General features: G+C 37.9%; 22 protein-coding genes. 8 read left to right on the top strand and 14 right to left on the bottom strand.

The genetic code is table 11. The features are described from left to right. Positions 1-11: 11 nt before the first annotated feature. From tgt to pdxA, 3 genes are read left to right on the top strand one after another with little or no spacing between them, the layout of a single operon-like run. The gene (tgt, locus tag NITER_RS02320) at positions 12-1,133 is read left to right on the top strand and encodes a tRNA guanosine(34) transglycosylase Tgt (protein WP_084276154.1); all 1,122 of its coding nucleotides are present in this window, start codon (positions 12-14) and stop codon (positions 1,131-1,133) included. Further along, positions 1,130-1,927 carry a pyridoxine 5'-phosphate synthase gene (locus NITER_RS02315; protein ID WP_084276156.1) on the top strand — a complete coding sequence of 266 codons (798 nt, stop codon included), beginning with the start codon at positions 1,130-1,132 and terminating at the stop codon, positions 1,925-1,927. Before tgt ends, NITER_RS02315 begins: the two co-directional genes overlap by 4 nt. Then, entirely contained in the window at positions 1,905-2,828 is a 924-nt protein-coding gene (gene pdxA / locus NITER_RS02310; RefSeq protein WP_084276158.1) for a 4-hydroxythreonine-4-phosphate dehydrogenase, read from the top strand. The genes NITER_RS02315 and pdxA overlap by 23 nt, the downstream gene beginning before the upstream one ends. On the opposite strand, the gene NITER_RS02305 is transcribed toward pdxA, so the two are convergent. Together NITER_RS02305 and NITER_RS02300 are read right to left on the bottom strand one after the other, a co-directional pair. Continuing rightward, positions 2,815-2,994 carry a DUF6726 family protein gene (locus NITER_RS02305; protein ID WP_084276160.1) on the bottom strand — a complete coding sequence of 60 codons (180 nt, stop codon included), beginning with the start codon at positions 2,992-2,994 and terminating at the stop codon, positions 2,815-2,817. The genes pdxA and NITER_RS02305 overlap by 14 nt on opposite strands. A gap of 20 nt (positions 2,995-3,014) precedes the next feature. Next, entirely contained in the window at positions 3,015-3,323 is a 309-nt protein-coding gene (locus tag NITER_RS02300; protein ID WP_084276161.1) for an MTH1187 family thiamine-binding protein, read from the bottom strand. Positions 3,324-3,362: 39 nt separating this feature from the next. Here NITER_RS02300 and NITER_RS02295 point away from each other — a divergent pair, with 39 nt between their 5' ends. Continuing rightward, positions 3,363-4,475, top strand: coding sequence for a pyridoxal phosphate-dependent aminotransferase (locus NITER_RS02295; protein ID WP_084276163.1), 1,113 nt, complete (start codon positions 3,363-3,365; stop codon positions 4,473-4,475). Here the strand turns inward: NITER_RS02295 and NITER_RS02290 are convergent. The 12 genes from NITER_RS02290 to ruvA form a co-directional block, all read right to left on the bottom strand. After that, entirely contained in the window at positions 4,461-5,222 is a 762-nt protein-coding gene (locus NITER_RS02290; protein ID WP_084276165.1) for a hypothetical protein, read from the bottom strand. The two genes, NITER_RS02295 and NITER_RS02290, sit on opposite strands and share 15 nt — an antisense overlap. A gap of 24 nt (positions 5,223-5,246) precedes the next feature. Beyond that, a complete protein-coding gene (locus NITER_RS02285) occupies positions 5,247-5,588 on the bottom strand; it encodes a nucleotide pyrophosphohydrolase (protein ID WP_197685326.1) in 342 nt (113 codons plus the stop codon). Beyond that, the gene (locus tag NITER_RS02280; protein WP_084276168.1) at positions 5,578-6,075 is read right to left on the bottom strand and encodes an HIT family protein; all 498 of its coding nucleotides are present in this window, start codon (positions 6,073-6,075) and stop codon (positions 5,578-5,580) included. The genes NITER_RS02285 and NITER_RS02280 overlap by 11 nt, the downstream gene beginning before the upstream one ends. Next, on the bottom strand, positions 6,075-7,922 hold the full coding sequence (locus NITER_RS02275; RefSeq protein ID WP_084276170.1) for a TRAP transporter large permease subunit: 1,848 nt from the start codon (positions 7,920-7,922) through the stop codon (positions 6,075-6,077). Before NITER_RS02275 ends, NITER_RS02280 begins: the two co-directional genes overlap by 1 nt. A gap of 117 nt (positions 7,923-8,039) precedes the next feature. Then, entirely contained in the window at positions 8,040-9,461 is a 1,422-nt protein-coding gene (locus NITER_RS02270) for a Mur ligase family protein (RefSeq protein WP_084276172.1), read from the bottom strand. Then, entirely contained in the window at positions 9,458-9,727 is a 270-nt protein-coding gene (locus tag NITER_RS02265) for an acylphosphatase (RefSeq protein WP_084276173.1), read from the bottom strand. Before NITER_RS02265 ends, NITER_RS02270 begins: the two co-directional genes overlap by 4 nt. Further along, a complete protein-coding gene (locus tag NITER_RS02260) occupies positions 9,714-10,430 on the bottom strand; it encodes an alpha/beta fold hydrolase (protein WP_084276175.1) in 717 nt (238 codons plus the stop codon). The genes NITER_RS02265 and NITER_RS02260 overlap by 14 nt, the downstream gene beginning before the upstream one ends. Next, entirely contained in the window at positions 10,399-10,608 is a 210-nt protein-coding gene (locus tag NITER_RS02255; RefSeq protein ID WP_084276177.1) for a hypothetical protein, read from the bottom strand. The genes NITER_RS02260 and NITER_RS02255 overlap by 32 nt, the downstream gene beginning before the upstream one ends. 81 nt (positions 10,609-10,689) lie before the next feature. Beyond that, on the bottom strand, positions 10,690-11,295 hold the full coding sequence (locus tag NITER_RS02250) for a trimeric intracellular cation channel family protein (protein WP_084276179.1): 606 nt from the start codon (positions 11,293-11,295) through the stop codon (positions 10,690-10,692). Further along, positions 11,273-12,400 carry a BaiN/RdsA family NAD(P)/FAD-dependent oxidoreductase gene (locus tag NITER_RS02245; RefSeq protein ID WP_084276180.1) on the bottom strand — a complete coding sequence of 376 codons (1,128 nt, stop codon included), beginning with the start codon at positions 12,398-12,400 and terminating at the stop codon, positions 11,273-11,275. The genes NITER_RS02250 and NITER_RS02245 overlap by 23 nt, the downstream gene beginning before the upstream one ends. Next, positions 12,397-13,422, bottom strand: coding sequence for a D-alanine--D-alanine ligase (locus tag NITER_RS02240; protein WP_084276182.1), 1,026 nt, complete (start codon positions 13,420-13,422; stop codon positions 12,397-12,399). Before NITER_RS02240 ends, NITER_RS02245 begins: the two co-directional genes overlap by 4 nt. 9 nt (positions 13,423-13,431) lie before the next feature. Further along, the gene (ruvA, locus tag NITER_RS02235) at positions 13,432-13,986 is read right to left on the bottom strand and encodes a Holliday junction branch migration protein RuvA (RefSeq protein ID WP_084276183.1); all 555 of its coding nucleotides are present in this window, start codon (positions 13,984-13,986) and stop codon (positions 13,432-13,434) included. Positions 13,987-14,029: 43 nt separating this feature from the next. Between ruvA and NITER_RS02230 the strand changes: the two genes are divergently transcribed. From NITER_RS02230 to NITER_RS02215, 4 genes are read left to right on the top strand one after another with little or no spacing between them, the layout of a single operon-like run. Continuing rightward, positions 14,030-15,244, top strand: coding sequence for an MFS transporter (locus tag NITER_RS02230; RefSeq protein ID WP_084276185.1), 1,215 nt, complete (start codon positions 14,030-14,032; stop codon positions 15,242-15,244). A gap of 6 nt (positions 15,245-15,250) precedes the next feature. Continuing rightward, positions 15,251-16,663: a murein biosynthesis integral membrane protein MurJ gene (gene murJ, locus NITER_RS02225; RefSeq protein WP_084276187.1), complete on the top strand. Its 1,413-nt coding sequence runs from the start codon at positions 15,251-15,253 to the stop codon at positions 16,661-16,663. Next, positions 16,650-18,047 (top strand): cysteine--tRNA ligase, encoded by a 1,398-nt coding sequence (gene cysS, locus NITER_RS02220; RefSeq protein WP_084276189.1) that lies wholly within the window; start codon positions 16,650-16,652, stop codon positions 18,045-18,047. The genes murJ and cysS overlap by 14 nt, the downstream gene beginning before the upstream one ends. Beyond that, entirely contained in the window at positions 18,032-19,744 is a 1,713-nt protein-coding gene (locus NITER_RS02215) for an ABC transporter ATP-binding protein (protein ID WP_197685327.1), read from the top strand. The genes cysS and NITER_RS02215 overlap by 16 nt, the downstream gene beginning before the upstream one ends. Positions 19,745-19,753 lie beyond the last annotated feature (9 nt).

Below are 19,753 nucleotides of genomic sequence, written 5' to 3'. Positions count from 1 at the left end.
AAAGGATATTTGTGGAATTTACGCTCGATGCAACGTGTGGAAACGCACGTGCCACTACAATTAAAACATATCATTCTACCATAAAAACCCCTGTATTTATGCCTGTGGGAACCGCTGCAAGCGTAAAAGCCCTCGATACAAGAGATCTCATAGATCTACTTGATACACACATAATTCTTGCAAATACTTACCATCTCTATTTACGTCCGGGAGATGAAATAGTCAAAGAGTTTGGAGGACTCCACGGTTTTACGAAGTATAATCGCAGCTTCCTCACTGATAGCGGAGGGTTCCAAGCATTTAGTTTGAGTGATATAAGCAAAGCAAATGATGAAGGAATAGAGTTTCAAAGCCATATTGATGGCTCACGCCACTTCTTTACCCCCCAAAAGGTTCTCGATATTCAATATAACCTTGGTAGTGATATTATGATGATCCTCGATGATCTTATAGCTTTGCCAGCTACAAAAGAGCGTCTCAAACTCTCTGTAGTACGAACAACAAAATGGGCAAAAGCATCCATTACCTACCACAAAAAGATGCAAGAGCGAGGTATTGGAAGAACGCAAAATATCTTTGCAATCATACAGGGAGGTGTAGATCCTGCTTTTCGCCGCCAAAGTGCACAAGAGCTTACAGCACTCGATTTTGATGGATTTGCCATTGGGGGTCTTAGTGTAGGAGAAGAGAGCCAAGCAATGTACGATACAGTGGCCTGGACAACACAGTTTATGCCAGCCAATAAACCTCGCTATCTCATGGGCGTAGGAACACCAGAAGATATAGTTGAAGCTATTGATCGAGGTATAGATATGTTTGATTGTGTTATGCCAACGAGAAATGCACGCAATGGTACGATCTTTACTACTTTTGGCAGACTCAATATCAAAGCAGCACGCTTTAAAAAAGATCATCGCCCAATTGATGAAAACTGCTCATGCTATACTTGCCAAAACTACTCTAGAGGCTATCTCAATCACCTCTTTCGCGCTAAAGAGTTAACATATTACCGTCTTGCTTCCATTCACAATCTTCACTACTATTTGCAACTTACCAAAGATGCAAGAGAAGCCATAATTCAAGGAGATTATGCTACATTTAAAAAAGATTTTTATGCAAGGAGAAGCCAATGAAACTAGGAGTCAATATCGATCATATCGCAGTGCTACGAGAAGCAAGACGCATCAATGATCCCGACCCCATAGAGGCTTTGGGAGTTGCGAAAAGAGCAGGCGCAGATCAAATAACAATTCATCTGCGTGAAGATAGACGCCATATTAATGACAATGACGCAAAAAAAATTGCACAGCTTTCTCCTTTGCCTCTCAATATGGAATGCAGTATCGACGAAGAGATTATCGAGATTGTCTGCGCCTTAAAACCTCACCGTGCAACACTTGTTCCTGAAAAACGCGAAGAGGTTACAACTGAAGGGGGGCTTGATGTCATAAGTAATTTTGATAAAATCCTCCAAGTAGTAGAAAAGTTGAAAAATCATGAAATAGATGTATCACTCTTTATCGATCCCGATTTTGAGATAATTGCTGCATGTGCCGATACAGGTGCAGATATGGTAGAACTTCACACGGGAGAATATGCAAATATATATGCAATGCTTTACAGTAATCTTCGCTCTACCCCCCATTCCATTAAAAATCTTGAACTCCCTCGCTCTGAACTTCAAGAAAGACTTGCAAAAGCGATAGGAGATCTAGAAAACTCAGCTATTTATGCCTCAAAGGCAGGCCTTCTCGTTGCTGCAGGGCATGGACTTAATTACCAAAATGTCATCCGTATAGCTCAAATTCCACAAATCGTAGAACTTAACATAGGCCAAAGCATTATCGCAAGAAGTATCTGGGTTGGTTTTGAGCAAGCAGTTTCACAAATGAAGGAGCTTTTACGTGAAACCCGTAATTGCAATTAGTATAGGAGATCTCAATGGCATTGGGGCTGAAATTGCGATAAAATCTCATGATGAGATAAAAAAGTGGTGCCAGCCTCTCTATTTTACTAACAAAGATATGCTCGAACAAGCTGCGGATTTACTTGGACTCTCTTTGCCAAAAGATATGGAAGTAGAATATATTGATGGTAATTTTACAATAAAACCTGGAAAAGTTAGCAAAAAAAGTGGTCAGTATAGTTTCCGCTCTTTCCAAAAAGCTGTAGAATTTACATATAGCGGTATTTGTGATGCCCTTGTCACACTTCCTATTAATAAGGAAGCCTGGAAAAAAGCTAGCATAGCATATAAAGGGCATACTGACTACCTCCGCAAACGCTTCAAAAAAGATGCTATTATGATGCTTGGGTGCGAAAAACTCTTTGTAGCCCTCTTTACTGAGCATATTCCACTCAAAAAAGTACCAAAAGAAATTAAAACAAAGAAACTAAAAAAATTTCTTGTAACACTTTACAAAGAGACTCAGCCTGCATTACCTATTGCAGTCCTTGGGCTCAATCCTCATGCCGGTGATAATGGCGTTTTAGGAGATGAAGAAAAAATTATCACGCAAGCGATAAAAGATGCAAATAAAGCTTTGAGTACAAAGATCTTCTTTGGTCCAGTTGTTCCAGATATTGCCTTCACACCAAATTTTCGCAAAAATCTCACACATATTGTAGCGATGTATCATGATCAAGGACTCGCACCACTCAAAGCGCTCTATTTTGATGAGAGCATCAATGTAAGCCTCAATTTACCAATTTTACGTACATCAGTAGACCACGGTACCGCATTTGATATAGCCTATAGAAATCTCGCCAACAACACCAGCTACCTTAACGCCTGCCAGTATGCGATTTCACATCTCAAAAAGGAATAGCATCTTCAGCTACATCACCCACTCCTGCAATGGTATTTCCTACAGCTTGTGGCGCAACTATATTTACCACAGCACCTGTTACTTTAAAAGGTGCTGCCACAATTGAGCCAATGCCACAACCACTAAACATCAATACAATAACTAGAGATACAAGCAATTTTTTCATTACTATTCCTTACATATTAACTATCCTTGAGAAAGATGTTTTTGTACAGACTCAATCTTTTGTTGTAAACGATTCTCTTTGTCAGGTCGAATATCAAACTTCACAACACTATAGACTCTTCCAACACCCATTTTCTCTAATGCTGCATACATCTGTGGAATAAGATTTATTACTTCCTCAACACTCTTACCCTCTACAATAGTAGCCATAGGAGTAAGTTGATAAGGAAGTCCACTCTCCTCAATCACCTTTAATACCTCAGCTACATACTTGCTTTTGCTCTCTCCTACATCTGTTGGAAACATTGCAATCTCCATTAATACACTCATTTAAGCTCCCTTTTTCTATAATTTCATAAAGGAAAAAATATGCAAAGAGTAAAAAATCTCACACCTTTTATGGTCATGGCAATTGCCAAAGAGGCATCAAAATATAAAGATGCCATCCATTTTGAAATAGGCGAACCAGATCTTCCTCCACCACCTGGTGTAGTAGAGGCTGCAAAATGTGCACTGGATAATTATCGATTTTCTTATACTATTTCTGAAGGGTTGCCTGCACTTCGTCAAAAAATTGCAGATTTTTATCAAAAAAGATACAGCGTCTTCATTAATCCTGAAAATATTCTCATCACTCCTGGAACCAGCGGAGCATTTATGCTTGCATATGCATTGACGCTCGATTTTGGTAACTCTTTGGCATTTAGCGATCCAGGCTATCCTTCTTATAAAAATTTTGCCTACATTCTAGGAATAGAGCCAAGATTTATCCCTGTTGATAGTTTAACAAGCTACTGCATCACACCAGAGCATCTACACAAAAATAGACCTCATGCACTGCAAATCTCCAATCCAGCAAATCCTAGTGGCAATGTTTATGAAATAGATCTCTTGAAAGATCTTTGCACATACTGCTTACACAAAAATATTATACTTATTAGTGACGAGCTCTATCATGGCCTCATATACGATGCAAACACTACAACTGCTCTTGCTTTCAATGAAGAAGCTATTGTCATAAATGGATTTTCAAAATATTTTTGCATGCCAGGGATGAGAATAGGCTGGATAATTGTTCCATCAAAATTGCGCAAAAAAGCAGTAGAAATTGCGCAAAATATCTTTATAGCTGCACCGACACTGAGCCAATATGCAGCATTGGAAGCTTTTGATGAGGAGTATCTTGCATCCGTTACATTGACATATCGTAAAAGGAGAGACTATTTATACCAAGAACTTTCCAAACTTTTCTATATCCCACAAAAGCCGCAAGGAGCCTTCTATATCTGGGCTGATATAAGTAAATATAGCGATAATGCACTCCATTTTGCTCATGATCTCTTACAAAAAACACATGTTGCAATCACACCCGGTATAGACTTTGGCTATAACAATACCCAAAAGTTTGTAAGATTTGCGTACACCAAATCTATCGAGCAGATGGAGCAAGGCGTTAAACGCCTCAAATCATTCCTTGGCTAAATCTGCAGCAAATACATAGATAGCTGCATTATAAAGACTGACAATGTAAGCTATGACAAGTACAACAGGAAGTAAAATAATAGAACTTGCCATCAATACCATTACAATACCAACACCAATCAAAATAAGTGACCATATAAATATCAAAACAAAATACTCTTTGTTAAAACAGCGTTTCCAAAAGCTAGGCGAAAATATCCAAAAGCTCTTCTTAAAAGCTTCTGTAAAATCATCTGTTTTAATAATCTCACCCAATACTCCAGGAGCAAAATAGAAGAAAAAAGCAGCAATAACCAAAAGAAGCAATCCAACTGCTCCTCCACTACTCATCATAGTTATCATCTGCGCTTGACTCATCATACCATTTTGCAACTGCTCTACATCAATAGACATTGAAATAGCTATACCAAAGAGAAAAGAGAATAGCAAAAAGATAAGAAAAAAACCTAAGAATGCTCCTGCTGCAGTTTGTAAATAGGTTGTGAGAAGATCACCGATTTTTGTCTGGGCGGCTATATCTGCAAGATCTTGCGGATCATTTACTTTTGCAACAGCCCTTCCAAAATAGATCTGTACTGCCAAACTTACAATTGAGTATGCAAAGATAAAAAGCATCCCAATAACAGGAATCATACCCAAAAGATTAAGAACTATCAAAATCGCAATAGCAGCAAAATTGAGAGCATAATTACCTTTGAAAAAAGACCATGCAGCATTTATGGCTGTTTTATTAGAGTGCTCTAACATCGTAGCTCCTTTTTGTCATTATAGCTAACATCCACTTTTTTTCATATTTTTTGCTTTATCAATCGGAAATCTTTTTTGATTTTTAGCAATTTTCCTTCGTGAGGCTTCATAGAGATCAATTTCAAGCACAGTTGCTAAACGTAAAAGATAGTGCAGTACATCTGCCATCTCTTCAGCAATCTCCTCTTTTTCTTCGCTACTAAACTGATCAGCTCTTTTATCACACCATTGAAAGTGTTCCATGAGTTCCGCTGCCTCTATCGCTACACTCATGGAGAGATTTTTGGGTGTATGATACTTTTGCCACTCCCTTTGCGCTATAAACTCATCGAGCATCTTTTGCAGCTCATACAGACTACCCTTCAAAGTACTCCTTTGCATATTCACGCAGCTTTTGATAAATTTTGAAAAAATCGGTGCTATAGACTCTCGTCTCGGCAATTGTAGTGATAAAATTTGTATCTCTTTGCCACCTCGGTACTAGATGCAGATGGATATGTTCAGCAATACCAGCTCCTGCAGCAGCACCAAGATTCATACCCATATTCACCCCTTCTGCACCCAAAACATCTTTTAAAAGTTTCACCCCTCTTTTTGCAAGTTTTGCAATTTCAAGCCATACATCCTCTTCAAGATTTTCGAGATTATCTATATGGCGGTTTGGAATTATCATAAAGTGGCCTGGTGAATAGGGATACTTATTCATCACAGCAAAAGAGTTTTCGGCTCTATAAAGTACTCCCAACTCCTCATCTTCCTTAGGATGCTCTACAATATAACAAAAGACACACCCTTCTATTTTTTTGCCTGTCACATACTCACTACGCCAAGGAGCATACAAAATTTTGCGCATTAAAACACCTTTATGAGATTTGGAAAGAGATAGATAATTATAAGGATGAGAATCTGCAAAGCAATAAATGGCAAAACACCTCTATAGATCTCTTTTGTTGTTACAAGTTTACCGGCACTCCCTTTGAGATAAAAGAGTGCAAACCCGAATGGTGGCGTTAAAAAAGATGCTTGTAAATTGAGAGCCACAAGTATGCCAAACCATATTGGATCTATACCAAAGGTTTTGATTACAGGTACAAAAAGCGGTATGACAACAAAACAGATCTCCACAAAATCAATAAAAAATCCAAGCAAAAAGATACTTGCCATTGCTATAAAAATGAAAAGTTCTGGAGATCCTATTTGGTAACTAAAGAAGTCATGCACTAGCTCTTCCCCACCAATTTCGTTAAAAACAAGACTAAAAGCAGTAGCACCAATCAAAATGGTAAAAATCATAGCACTTAGTTTAACTGTCTCTAAACTCACATAGCGCAGCATTGAAAAACTGAGACTGCCACTGAAAAATGCCAAAACCAAAGCACCAACCACACCCATTGCGGCAGACTCTGTAGGAGTTGCAATACCTGCAAAAATAGATCCTAGTACTGCAACAATTAAGAGTATAGCAGGAAGTAAAGAGAAGAGAATCTCTTTAAGTGAAGGCTTTCGCTCTAATTTTACCGGAGGTGCAGATTGTGGTTTGAAGAGTGCAAAGAGTAAAATATAAAAAATATAGACTGCTACCAATAAAAGTCCCGGCACAACTGCACTGCGGAAGAGATCTCCCACACTCACACTCAAAACATCTCCCAACACAATCAATACAATAGAGGGAGGAATTATTTGCCCCAATGTCCCGCTTGCTGCTATCGTTCCGCTAGCAAGTGACTTGTCATACCCATATTTAAGCATTACTGGAAGCGTAATCACGCTCATCATCACTACACTTGCACCCACAATACCTGTAGCAGCTGCCAAAATTGCTCCTACTATCACAACTCCTACAGCAAGTCCTCCTCGCACCTCTCCAAACAATGCTCCAAGATTTTCTAGAAGCTTTCTTGCAATGTTACTCTTTTCTAAAATGAGCCCCATCAAAATAAAAAGTGGTACTGCCATGAGCGTAAAGTTTTGCATAATGCCATATATGCGCATTGGAAAGAGATTAAAAAGATTCAGACTCAAGTCTGCATCAATCAGTGCAAAAACAATCGCAGCACCTGCAAAAACAAATGCTACACGAAAACCAATCATCAAAAGAATAAGAGATAGCGCAAACATTAAAATAGCAGGATGGAGAAAATAGTAAAAATCAAGATAGTGTAAAAGTGCAATTGCAATACCTACTGCGGGCACTGCTACAAGCCACTTTTTATCTATATGACTCCAATGTTTTATCATTTCACTGATTGCCTGTAAAAGCAGCAAAAATGCAAAGAGAACTATCATCGCTTTAATAATCCAGCGGTGTTGCAATCCTCCAGGATCACTAGAAGCCTCGTTTTGCATAAAACTTTGCAATGTAAAACCGTACCCATACCAAAGAATAAGCAATGCCAAAGGTACAATGAGGAGTAAATTATCCAAAAAAGCGATAGTAGCTTTAGTTTTTGGAGAGAACTTCTCATAAAAAATATCAACTCTCACATGCTTATCATGTTTGAGTGCATACCCAGCACTGAGCAAAAAAGTAAGATCAAAAAAGTACCACTCAAGCTCTTGTAGTGCAATGGAACCCTCATGAAAGAGGTAGCGCATCGATGCATCGTAAAATACTAAAAAGGCTAATAAAAAGGAGAAAAATGCACTTACCCCTCCAAAAAATGTATTGATTTTATCGATATAGTAGGAGATCTTATTCACCCATCTTCCTTTTGAAGTAATACTCAAAAATCTTTTGTAAAAGTACAACAATAAACACAAGTGCCACAATAGCTAAAAATTCAAGTCCAAACTCTTTAAGTTCTTGCATCTATTTCCTTACATAAAAGCTGGTGTATCATTACTAAAGAGTATCAAATCTCCTGCCTTTGTTGACTCTGCCAATACATTTTGTAACATCTGCTTATCATCGAGTAAAATTTTCTTCTTTGTAATAGCTTTGTCTAAAATTTCTCTATTGAGTTTTCCTGTAATGATTACAAGATCGAAAACTTCATTAATTTTTCGTGCCAATTTTTCATTGGCTTGTGGAGTACTCTCAACAATACCGGGAGTTACTATTACCTTTCTTCCCGGATAACCTTTTACAAGCTCATAAGAGCTTACCATTCCCTCCAAATTCCCATTGAAACTATCATCAATTATGAGCTTCCCGCCAGCTTCTATCTTTTGCAGTCTATGCTCCACTGGTTTGAGATGGCGTACTCTTTTTTGAATAATTTCCATATCTAGCCCGATTTCACGCGCTGCTAAAATAGCTGCAGTGATATTGAGTGCATTAAAATCACCTAACACAGGAGCAAAAAAATGGTACTCTTTTCCATCAAGTTCTACACCCCAGCTCACGCCTTCAAGATCTGCTTGAATATTTTTGATATTTTTTCCATATTTTACAAACTTTTCATCATCTTTTATCTCTAAACCATCCCAAATAAAAGCCTTTTTAAGTCTTTTTGAGAGTAAAATTTCTAGTTTTGTAAGTATAATATTTTCAAGAGATTGAAAATACTCAATGTGCTGCTCGCCGATCTTTCCAATTATCGCATACTGATGCTCTATTAGTTTTGCAATAGAAGCGATATCGCCCCGCTCCCTTGCTCCCGCCTCTACGATATAAATCTGTGTATCTTCTGGTAGCGACTCATTAATATCTTTCATTATCCCTGCAAGTGTATTGACACTTCTTGGTGTTTTATAGACGCGGTAATTATCTTGTAAAATTTGTGTCAAGAAATTTTTTATACTTGTTTTTCCGTAACTTGCAGTAATAGCCACAATGATTGGATCGATCTTTTTTAGTTTCTTTTTTGCCTCTTTATAAAAAATCATAAAAAGATATTTTTCGATGATATTTGATACCAAAAGAGTCACAGCTAGAGGCAAAAGTGTGCTGTAGAGCTTTATACCTTTAATCATAAAAAGCATATCTAAAACAAGGGTAAAAAGAAAAAGCAATACAAAAAAGCGCTTTACGCGAGAAGTAAAAACAAGTTTTTTATCCAGTTTTCTTTGCCAAAAATAGAATACTGCACCATAGACAAGATCGAGAGCCAATACCCATTCACGTAAAGCAAGATACCCAAAAAGTGGTAGCAAAAAAAAGAGGATATGCTGGTAAGGTGCATGGTGATGCAAGAGAATACGAGAAAGTTTGTAGTTGTACCATTGCAGATTGGTAATAAGATAGTAACCCAATAGCAGAACAAAAAGGATATGGCCAAAGAGATGAATCCAACTCATCTGCGAACCTCAAATGCGCCACTGTAACTGCGCTCTATCTCTTCAACTACTACCTCATCAACACGTGCCAAAGGGGGTCCTTCATGGAGTGCTTGCAAAAACTCTTCATATACCTCATCTGGCACGCTTGCTTCTACCTCTACGCTTCCATCAGGAAGATTTCTTACCCATCCACTAATTCCAAGCTCATTAGCAATATTTTGTGTAAATCTGCGAAACCAGACTCCTTGCACTCTCCCTTTAACGATACATCTACAATTTTTCATACTCTTCCTTTATTGTTTGGCAGATAAATGGGGCTTGGTGTAAAAAAAAGTAGTGGTCGCCTTGTAGCGGGTAAAAAGAGCTGTTTTTTATTAATTTTGCAATCTCTTTTCCACTTTGCAGCGAGGTTGCCTTATCATCTTTCCCCCAAAAAATGAGAGCTTTCCCATTAAAAGAAGCAAAAGAGGATCGAAAATCTTCATTGACAACATTTTTAAAAGTTTCATACATATTTTGACTCATTCCTTTTGCATCCTGTGCAACGAAAAGATTGCGCAATTTTCCTATTCCAAAGGGTTTAAGAAGTTTAAAAAGAGCAATTTTAGCGCGTATATACAGCGGTTTTGGCTCTACAATACCAGCACTGCTTAATAGCACAAGCATTTTTGGCTTTAAAAGTGTTGCCACTTTACCACCAAAAGAGTGTCCAATAACGATATTTTTCGGGATATTTAATGAATCTAAAAAGATTTCTACTATTTGTGCATAATCTGCAGTTGTAAGAATATAATCATTAGAACTCTTCCCAAAACCAGGAAGATCTATATAGATCTTTCTAAACTCATCGCACCCTTTAAAGGCACTTTGCATAATCTCTTTGTTACTGCCCCATCCATGCAGGATAATAGCAGCTTCACCCTCCCCTTCTATTGTATAGGAGATCGAAAAATCTCTATCCTGATAGCGTACCTCCCGCTGTGCCAACTATACCCTTTTTTTGCTCTAATTTTAACATTTTTTCACCATAGCAGGTCTTAACACAGGAGCGTTTGCTAGTTACATCTTTGATAACCCAGTAAGTAGTCACAATCATAAAGAGCACAAAAGCAGCCAAAATCGCTGAGACGAGATAGATGTTGCGATACTCTTTTTTGAAGATCATCTGAGCCTCCTTTTTGGGAGATACACCTATTGTCATATAAAAATGTTAAAACTCTTATCAAATTCGATATATAAATTTATTTTATAATTTTGGGAGGCTCCACTTCCCAAATATCGCCCAAAGACGCAGGAATAAAGAGAAGAAAAAAAGAAGTGTAACAGTATATGGATTTAAAAACCCAATTTCATTCAAAAGAAAAATAAAAGCTCCAGTCAATATGGCAATAGTCCCGTAAAATCCTGTGCGCAAAATGAAAGGAATCTCATTGAGCAATATATCTCTTACAACTCCACCGCCAACAGCTGTAATAAGAGCTACGAGCATCACTCCAAAAAAATTAAATTGTGCACTCAATGCAGCCATTGCACCACTAATAGAAAAGGAGACAAGACCCAAACCGTCACTCAATAAAAATATAAGCTTTTTTTGGTAATCAAAAAATCTCTGTAAACGCAAAAGGTACGCACTTGCAACTACACCAATAACAATTGCTGCTGGAAGTGTATGGGTAAATGCATAAGGAGTAGCTCCTGTAAGAATATCGCGAATAACCCCTCCACCGAGTGCTGTGAGAAAAGCTACGATAAAAGCTCCCAAGATATCGAGTTTGTGCTGAGCAGCTACCCAATATCCACTGAGTGCAAACGCTATGATTCCAATATAATCAGTGATCTCTAAGATACTCATCAATACCTCTTTGTGCTACAAATGCGCTACTAAATGCCCACTGAAAATTGTATCCTCCAAGCTCACCTGTAACATCACAAACCTCTCCTGCAAAAAAGAGTCCTGGAATGATTTTGCTTTGCATCCTCTCATCAAGCTCTCCTATATCCACACCTCCCTTTGTCACTTCAGCCCGCTCATAGCCAAATGTACCTGCTGGTGCAAAGGAATAAGCACGAAGTAACTGGAGTTTTTTCTTCTCTTGCACCGTAAGATCTTTTGCTTTTTTATCTTTTATACCAACAGCATGAAAAAACTCTATTGTAAATCTCTTTGGCAGTGGAAGCTGTGTAGCAATATTTTTATAGGGAAGAAATTTTGGAAGTTGTGGTAAAAAAGAGAGAGTAATATACCCTTTTTGCCAATAAAGTGACGCATTTAAAATCGCTGGACCACTTATTCCCTTATGAGTAAACAAAATATTGTCACAAAACTGCTTTTCTCCAACTCTCACTACTGCAGGAAGTGTCACGCCACTAAGCTTTTTAAACCAAAACTGCTCCTTTTGTACAGTAAGTCCTACAAGTGCTGGAGCCAAAGGAGTAACAGTGTGTCCAAATTTTTTCGCAATCTCATACCCAATCCCACTTGCACCAATTTTCTTGTAACTTAGACCACCAGTAGCTACGAGTAAGGATCTAGTTCGAAAAACCCCCTGTGAAGTTTTTACAACAAAAATACCTTTTTTATATTCCACATCTTTTATTTCACAATTGTAAAGTGTATTACGATTTGCAAGAATTTCTATAAGTTCATAAGCGCTATGGGGACAAAAGTATTGCGTCTTTTTTCGTAAAACTGGCTCACATCTTTTCTTTTTTAACCATTGCAAAAGAGACCTATTATCAAACTGTGTAAAAACATTTTCTACAAACTGTGGATATTTTGTCAGATAGTGGCTGCTATTTACTATTTTATTTGTAACATTGCAGCGTCCTCCTCCGCTTATTGCAATTTTTCTTGCTGGCTTTGGATTGTGTTCAAGAAGAAGATAGTTTTTCGTCCGCAAAAACTGAGCGCAAAAGAGCCCAGAGGCTCCTGCTCCCAAAATAATTAAGTCTTTCACTTCTTTGCTGATTGGATAGAGTTGATATAGTGATAATCGATAGGGATGGCACGAGGTTTTGGAAGATTTCTCGCTAAAGCTTGGAGTGGAGTGAGGAAATCTTCAAAGAGATAATTTGCCAAACTTCCAGGTACAGCATTTATTTCATTGACATATACTTGCCCTCTATGCACAAAAAAATCTACGCGAATTATAGCCCCATAGAAAAGAGGCTCATAAAGCTTTTTAAAAGACTCTATCATCTGCTCACGAATTCCAGGAACTAGCTCGGCCTCTTTTACCTCTTCAGTCCTACCAAAATCGAGATACTTTTTCTCAAAATCTAAAAATTCACCTTTTACTGGCTCCTCTATCTTTGATAGATAGAAATTCCCCGCTTTACATCCCGCAAGATTGTACTCTTTGACTCCTTCAATAAAAGGCTCTATAATAACCTCATTATCAAACTCAAAAGCAACATCGAGTGCATAGCTTAACTCACTCTCATCTCTTACAACACTCACTCCAATACTACTTCCAAGATGGCAAGGTTTTATGATAACCGGATAGTCAAATTTAAGTGGCTCTATTTTTTCTTTGTGGAGTAGCTGAAAATCGAGTGTATTGATCCCTAAATGATACAGATAGAGTTTTGTGAGGAGTTTATTGTAGCTTACCACACTTCCTTCAATACGAGGGCCAATATAAGGAATAGCAAAAAACTCTAAAAGTGAAGCAAGTTTTCCATCTTCCCCATCACCACCATGCACAAGATTTATTGCTACATCAAACTCCACTCTTTTTTCTTTGAGTAATCCTTTTTGATAAAATCCTCCCTTTTTAAGTTCAAGTTTTGGCATTTTTGTATATTCACCACTGCTAAAGAGTTTTGATTTGAGTTTTGATTTGTCTATGAGATAAAAATCTCTCTTTTTATCAATAAAAATAAACTCTGCTTCTATAATATCTTTGAGAGCTATTGCACTCACTATACTTATCTCATGCTCATAGCTCACGCCACCAAAAATAACACCAAATTGCATTCTTTTCCTTTAAATTTTTTGCATTTTTTTCAAAGCCTCTTTCACAAGACCAGCCGTATCTGCAGCTTCACAAGTAGCAAGTACTTTTTGGATCTGCTCTTTTTTAAATCCAAGACTCTCTAGCGCCATCATAGCCTCGTTGTGCGCACTTGAAAGAGGCGCATGCTCGCCAATATCAAACTCATCCAACTCTACAAGTATGCGCTGCGCGCTCTTAGGACCAATCCCTGGAACTTTTTTGAGTTTACTGATATTGCGCTCATGCACTACTTTGACAAACTCTTCTGGCTTAAAAGTAGAGCAAATTGCCATTGCAACCTTTGGACCAACACCACTAAGCTTTATGAGTCTATCAAACATCTTTTTTTCATTAATATCCAAAAAACCATAAAGCATCTCCCCATCTTCACGCACTATATGTGTAGTATGGAGACGAATATGATCTTTTTCTATTGCACTACTTGCATTGAGTGAAACAAACACCTCATAGATAAGTCCACCTGTTCCAATATGTACAAAAGTAGGCTCTTTTTTTATCACCTTGCCTTCTATTCCGACAATCATCCCCACTCCAAAATTTTTGCAATTTTATCATATAATTGTGCCCATGAATTATACAAGCAACAATCTCAAAAACGTTTTACACGGATTTTTCTTAGCTATAGCACTTGGTGTAGCTGAACCATCTACTACACTTCCTCTCATCATTGCCCATTTTAGTTCTGATGTGATGATTGTAGGTTTTTATACATCCTTGCTAAGAGGTGGGGCAATTGTGGTACAGCTCTTTGCTGCATTTTACGCGCAAAGCTTTAAACTCGTCATGCCATATTTACGCCTTGTTTTTTTAGTAAGATTTCTAAGCTGGCTTAGCATCGGACTTGCAATCTATATCATAGGTGATGCACATCCAAAATTAACGCTCTTTTTTATTGCTCTATTTTTGTTTATTTTTAGTTTTAGTGCCGGATTTGGCAGCATCTATTTTAATGAGATATTAGCTAAGGTCTTTACACAAGAAACCCGTGGAAAGTCGATGGCAAACCGCCAGTTTTTCGCTGCAATTGGCTCGATTCTTAGTGGCATAGCAGCTGGATACATCTTAGAGCATTTTCCAGCTCCAAAAAGTTATGCCTATCTCTTTATAGTCAGTGCCTTTTTAATGGCATTTGGACTTATCGCTTTTGCATCCATTAAAGAGCCAGTCAAAGAGCAGGTTCTTGAAAAAGAGAAGAGTTTTTGGGAGTTTTTAGGCAACGCAGCAAAAATTTTACGTAGTGACAAAGCTTTACAGATCCAAATTATAACTGTGCTTTTGAGTTACTCCTTTTTATTTAGCTTTGCGTATGTCATTTTACAAGCCAAACAGTTTATTGAGCTCTCAGGCTGGCTTGTGGGAGGCTTTATTGTAATACAGATGAGTGGTGCAATGGTAGGAAATATCATCTGGAAAAAGATAGCACCTCACTATAAGCAGATTATGCTCACTTCTTTTATTTTAGCAATCATCTCTTTTACAGTACTGCTTTTTTCTCACCATAAATATGCTTATTTTTTTGTCTTTTTCACTCTTGGCATGGCAATTGATGGATTTCGTATAGCCACAATAAATCTTCTCTTTTCCATAGCACCGCAAGATAAACGCCCTATCTACATCGCTTTACAAAACAATATCACATCTCTTGGACTCTTTTTTGCAATCCCGGGAGGATTTATACTCAAGACATTCAACTATACAACCCTTTATAGTTTTACAATTTTTATGCTAAGTTTGGGGCTTTTCTTTGCCATGCGCTTAAAAAATATGCAAAATGGAATATAATTAAAGATGCTCAAAAAAATATTTACCAATAGTGCAGGAATTTTACTCAGCCGCATTTTAGGATTTTTGCGCGATCTTCTCACTGCTTCGATTTTGGGAGCAAATATCTATAGCGATATTTTCTTTGTTGCTTTTAAGCTCCCTAATCTTTTTCGGCGCATATTTGGTGAGGGAGCTTTTGTACAAAGTTTTTTGCCATCTTACACAGCTTCTACCAATAAAGCACTCTTCGCAGCAGCAGTTTTTCAAAGATTTTTTCTCATCATCTTTTCCTTCTCAATCATAGTGACAATCTTTTCACCCTTTTTTACCAAACTCATCGCCTTTGGCTTTTCCGAGCATCTCATCGATATGGCTGCTCCATACGTGGCTATCAATTTTTACTATCTTGACTTTATTTTTTGTGTCACTTTCTTAGCAGCACTCCTGCAACACAAGGAGCATTTTGCTACTACAGCATTCTCCACAGCTCTTCTGAACTTATCGCTTATCATTGCACTTATACTCTTTCAGCAAGCTCCAAAAGAGACAATAGTGCTTGCTATGAGTATTGCTGTCTTAGTCGGAGGGGCTTTGCAGTTTATTTTGCATTTGTATATGAGCTATCGTTTGCATATTCTTAGCCGCCTATTTGCAGGTTTTTTTGCATTAAAGAGAAAAAAAGATCTCATTCAAAAACAGCTGCAGCATTTCTATAAAAATTTTTTCCCAGCAATCTGGGGTAACTCCACTGCTCAAATCAGCGCTTTTTTAGATACTTGGCTTGCCTCATTTTTGAGTGCTGGATCCATTAGCTACCTCTACTACGCCAATCGTATCTTACAACTCCCCCTTGCACTCTTTGCCATTGCCACTGCTACCGCTCTTTTTCCAAGTATCGCTAAAAGTCTCAAACATAACGAAAAGCAAAAAGCCCTCAAACTCTTAGAGCAAAGCTTCTTTGCTCTTTTTGCGCTTTTGCTCTTTGCAACTATTGGTGGAATACTCCTTGCAAAAGAGATTATATGGCTCCTTTTTGAGCGGGGGAGTTTTACACATAGCGATACAGTTGCTACTGCATCAGTCTTGGCGATGTACATGCTAGGTCTCCTCCCTTATGGTTTAGCAAAGCTCTTTTCTCTCTGGCTCTACGCCACACACAGACAAAAAGAGGCAGCTAAAATTGCAAGCTATTCACTCATTACAAATATCATTTTTTCACTGCTTCTCATTATTCCACTCAAAGCTGCTGGTTTGGCACTTGCTTCAAGCATTGCTGGATTTGTTCTCTTTTTTTTCAGTATCAAAGCATTTGGCTTTTCAAAGTTTATACAAATTGCAAAGAGTCGCAAACTTTTTTGGCTACTCTTTGCAGCAGCTATTGAAATAGCTATAATTTTACTTATAAAAGAGTTCTGGAGGATCGATGCAAATATATGATAGTTCTTTAAAAAAGGTGGTAGAGCTTATTCCTATCAAAGATAAACAGTTAAAAATATATGTTTGTGGACCAACTGTTTATGATGATGCGCATTTAGGGCATGCAAGAAGCGCAATTGCTTTTGATCTCTTGCGCCGCACATTAAGAGCTCTTGGCTTTCGAGTTACAATGATGAAAAACTTCACCGATATTGATGACAAAATCATAAAAAAGATGCACCAAACGAAAAAAAACCTTCAAGAGATTACGAGCTACTATATCAAACGCTATTTAGAAGATATGGATGCCCTTGGCGTAGAGCGAGCAGATATTGAACCAAAAGCTACAGAGTCTCTTGAAGCGATGTTTGCAATGATCCAAAAACTCCTTGATAAGGGTTGCGCATACACTACTCCAAACGGCGATATCTACTTTGATACGGCAAAAGATAGCGAGTACTGCTCGTTGAGCAAAAAGTGTGATGAAGAGACCCTCAATCGCATTGAGCCAAATCCAGCCAAGAAAAACCCAGCAGACTTTGCTTTGTGGAAAGCTTGCAAAGGAAGTGATGATGTCTGCTTTGATTCCCCTTTTGGCAAAGGGCGACCAGGCTGGCATATTGAGTGCTCTGCAATGATTGATAAGCATCTTGCCTACCACGATACACCTTATCAGATTGACATTCATGGAGGGGGTGCAGATCTTCTTTTTCCACATCATGAAAACGAAGCAGCCCAGACAAGATGTGCCTATGGGCAAAAGCTAGCAAAATATTGGATGCATAACGGTTTTGTCACTATAAGTGGTGAAAAGATGAGTAAATCTTTGGGAAACAGCTTTTTTATCAAAGATGCACTAAGAGTCTATGATGGAGAGATTTTGCGCTTCTATCTTCTTGGCACCCACTACCGAGCAAATCTCAATTTTAATGAAGAGGATCTCTTGCAATCTAAAAAGCGTCTTGACAAACTTTACCGTCTCAAAAAACGTATCTATGGTACAAAACAATCTACCGTACGAAAAGAGTTCAAAGAAAATATACTCAATGCCCTCAGTGAAGATCTTAATATCTCAAAAGCGTTGGCTGTTATGGATGCTTTCATAGCAAATTCTAATGAAGCTTTAGACAAAAATCCAAAAGATAAAGCCCTCAAAAAAGAGATTGCTGCCAATATCGCATTTTTAAACGAAGTTTTAGGAATAGGCTTAAAAGATCCTTATACCTATTTTCAGCTTGGAATTGATGAAACGACAAAAGAGAAAATCGAAGCTCTCATAGCAAAACGTAATGAAGCTAAAAAGCAAAAAGATTTTGCAACTGCAGATAAAATCAGAGAGGAATTGCTAAATATGGGTATATCCATAATGGATACTCCTCAAGGTACTTTGTGGGAGAAGGTTTGATAGCCACACTCAAACGCTTTTGGCCCTATATCATCAAGCATAAAACGAAGTTTTTTATCGCAATTATTGGCATGATAATGGCCGCAATCGGTACCAGTGCATCTGCCTATGTAGTCAAACCCATACTTGATGATATATTTATCAATAAAGATGAGCAGATGCTCAAACTCCTCCCACCACTTGTCATTTTTCTCTACTTTCTCAAAGGTTTTGGAAAATTTATACAAGTCTACTATACTGAATATATTGGCCAAGATGTCATTCGTGCAGTGCGCGAGCGAATGCTTGCATCAATCCTTGCTATGCAGATGGGCTACTTTGTCCAGCAGCCATCAGGTGAGCTTATTAGCCGCCTTACCAACGATATCAATCGTATAAAAAACGTTGTAGCAAATATGATACCAAGCTTCATTCGTGAACTTCTCACTATATTTGCTCTCACTTTTGTTGTCATCTATCAAAGTCCAAAGCTTGCGCTCTATTTTTTATTTATTATGCCACTTGCTATCTATCCACTTTCTCGCTTAGCAAAGCGTATGAAAAAGATCTCTCACGCTTCCCAAGAGAAGATTTCTGATCTTACAACCCATTTGACAGAGATTTTTAACAACATTGAACTCATAAAAGCTGAAGCAAGAGAGCCACAAGAACTTAAACGTTTTCAAAAACATAACCAAGATTTCTTTGAGCTTACCATAAAGCAGGTACGTACACAAGAGATTATAAGCCCATTAATGGAGGTTTTGGGTGCAGTTATTGTCTCATTAGTGATTTTCATCGGCGGGCAGGAAGTCATTGAAGGAAAGATGACTACAGGGGAATTCTTCTCATTTATGACTGCCCTTTTTATGCTCTACACTCCTATTAAGCACACCTCCAAACTCTACAACCAGATCCAAGATGCCATCGCTGCAGCTGAGAGAATTTTTCAAATAATCGAGCTTACTCCAACTATCAAAAGTGGAACCAAAGCAGTTCCAGCAAATATAGAAAAAATCTGCTTTGAAGGTGTAGATTTGGCTTATGAAGACAAAAAGGTACTGCAAAATATCAGTTTTTGTGCCCATAAAGATGCTATTACTGCAATTGTAGGAGATAGCGGCAGTGGTAAGAGCTCGCTTATTAATCTCATTGTGCGATTTTACGATCCTCAAAGAGGAAAAGTAACAATTAATGACGTAAATATCAAATCATTCGATCTTAAAAGTCTGCGCAATTCCATCGCACTTGTAACGCAACGTATCTATCTTTTTCAAGAGAGTATTGCAGTCAATATCGGTGGAGAAGAGTATGATGAAGCACGTGTCATAGATGCACTCAAAAAAGCTAAAGCTTACGATTTTGTCGAAACTCTTCCTCAAGGTATCCATACAAAACTCACCGAAGCTGCTATGAATTTAAGCGGTGGGCAGCGACAGCGCCTAGCAATTGCACGAGCTCTCTATAAAGATCCAAAAATTTTGATATTTGATGAAGCAACCAGTGCGCTAGATAAAAGAAGTGAAGCTCAGATTTTACAGACCATCAAAGAGCTTGCACAGGGGCGCATTATTTTACTTATTTCCCACAACATTCGCTCTATTACATTTGCTGATAAAATTGTGGTAATGCAAAACGGTAAGAAAGTATGCGAAGGAGATCATGCTGATCTTCTGGCAACTTGTTCGATCTACAAAGAACTCTACAATAAAAATTAGATATAATTG

It is taken from the genome of Nitratiruptor tergarcus DSM 16512 (genome assembly GCF_027946175.1).
Classification (GTDB): domain Bacteria; phylum Campylobacterota; class Campylobacteria; order Campylobacterales; family Nitratiruptoraceae; genus Nitratiruptor; species Nitratiruptor tergarcus.
Note: the sequence above shows the minus strand (reverse complement) of the source record. Positions and strands in the feature narration are given on the sequence as shown.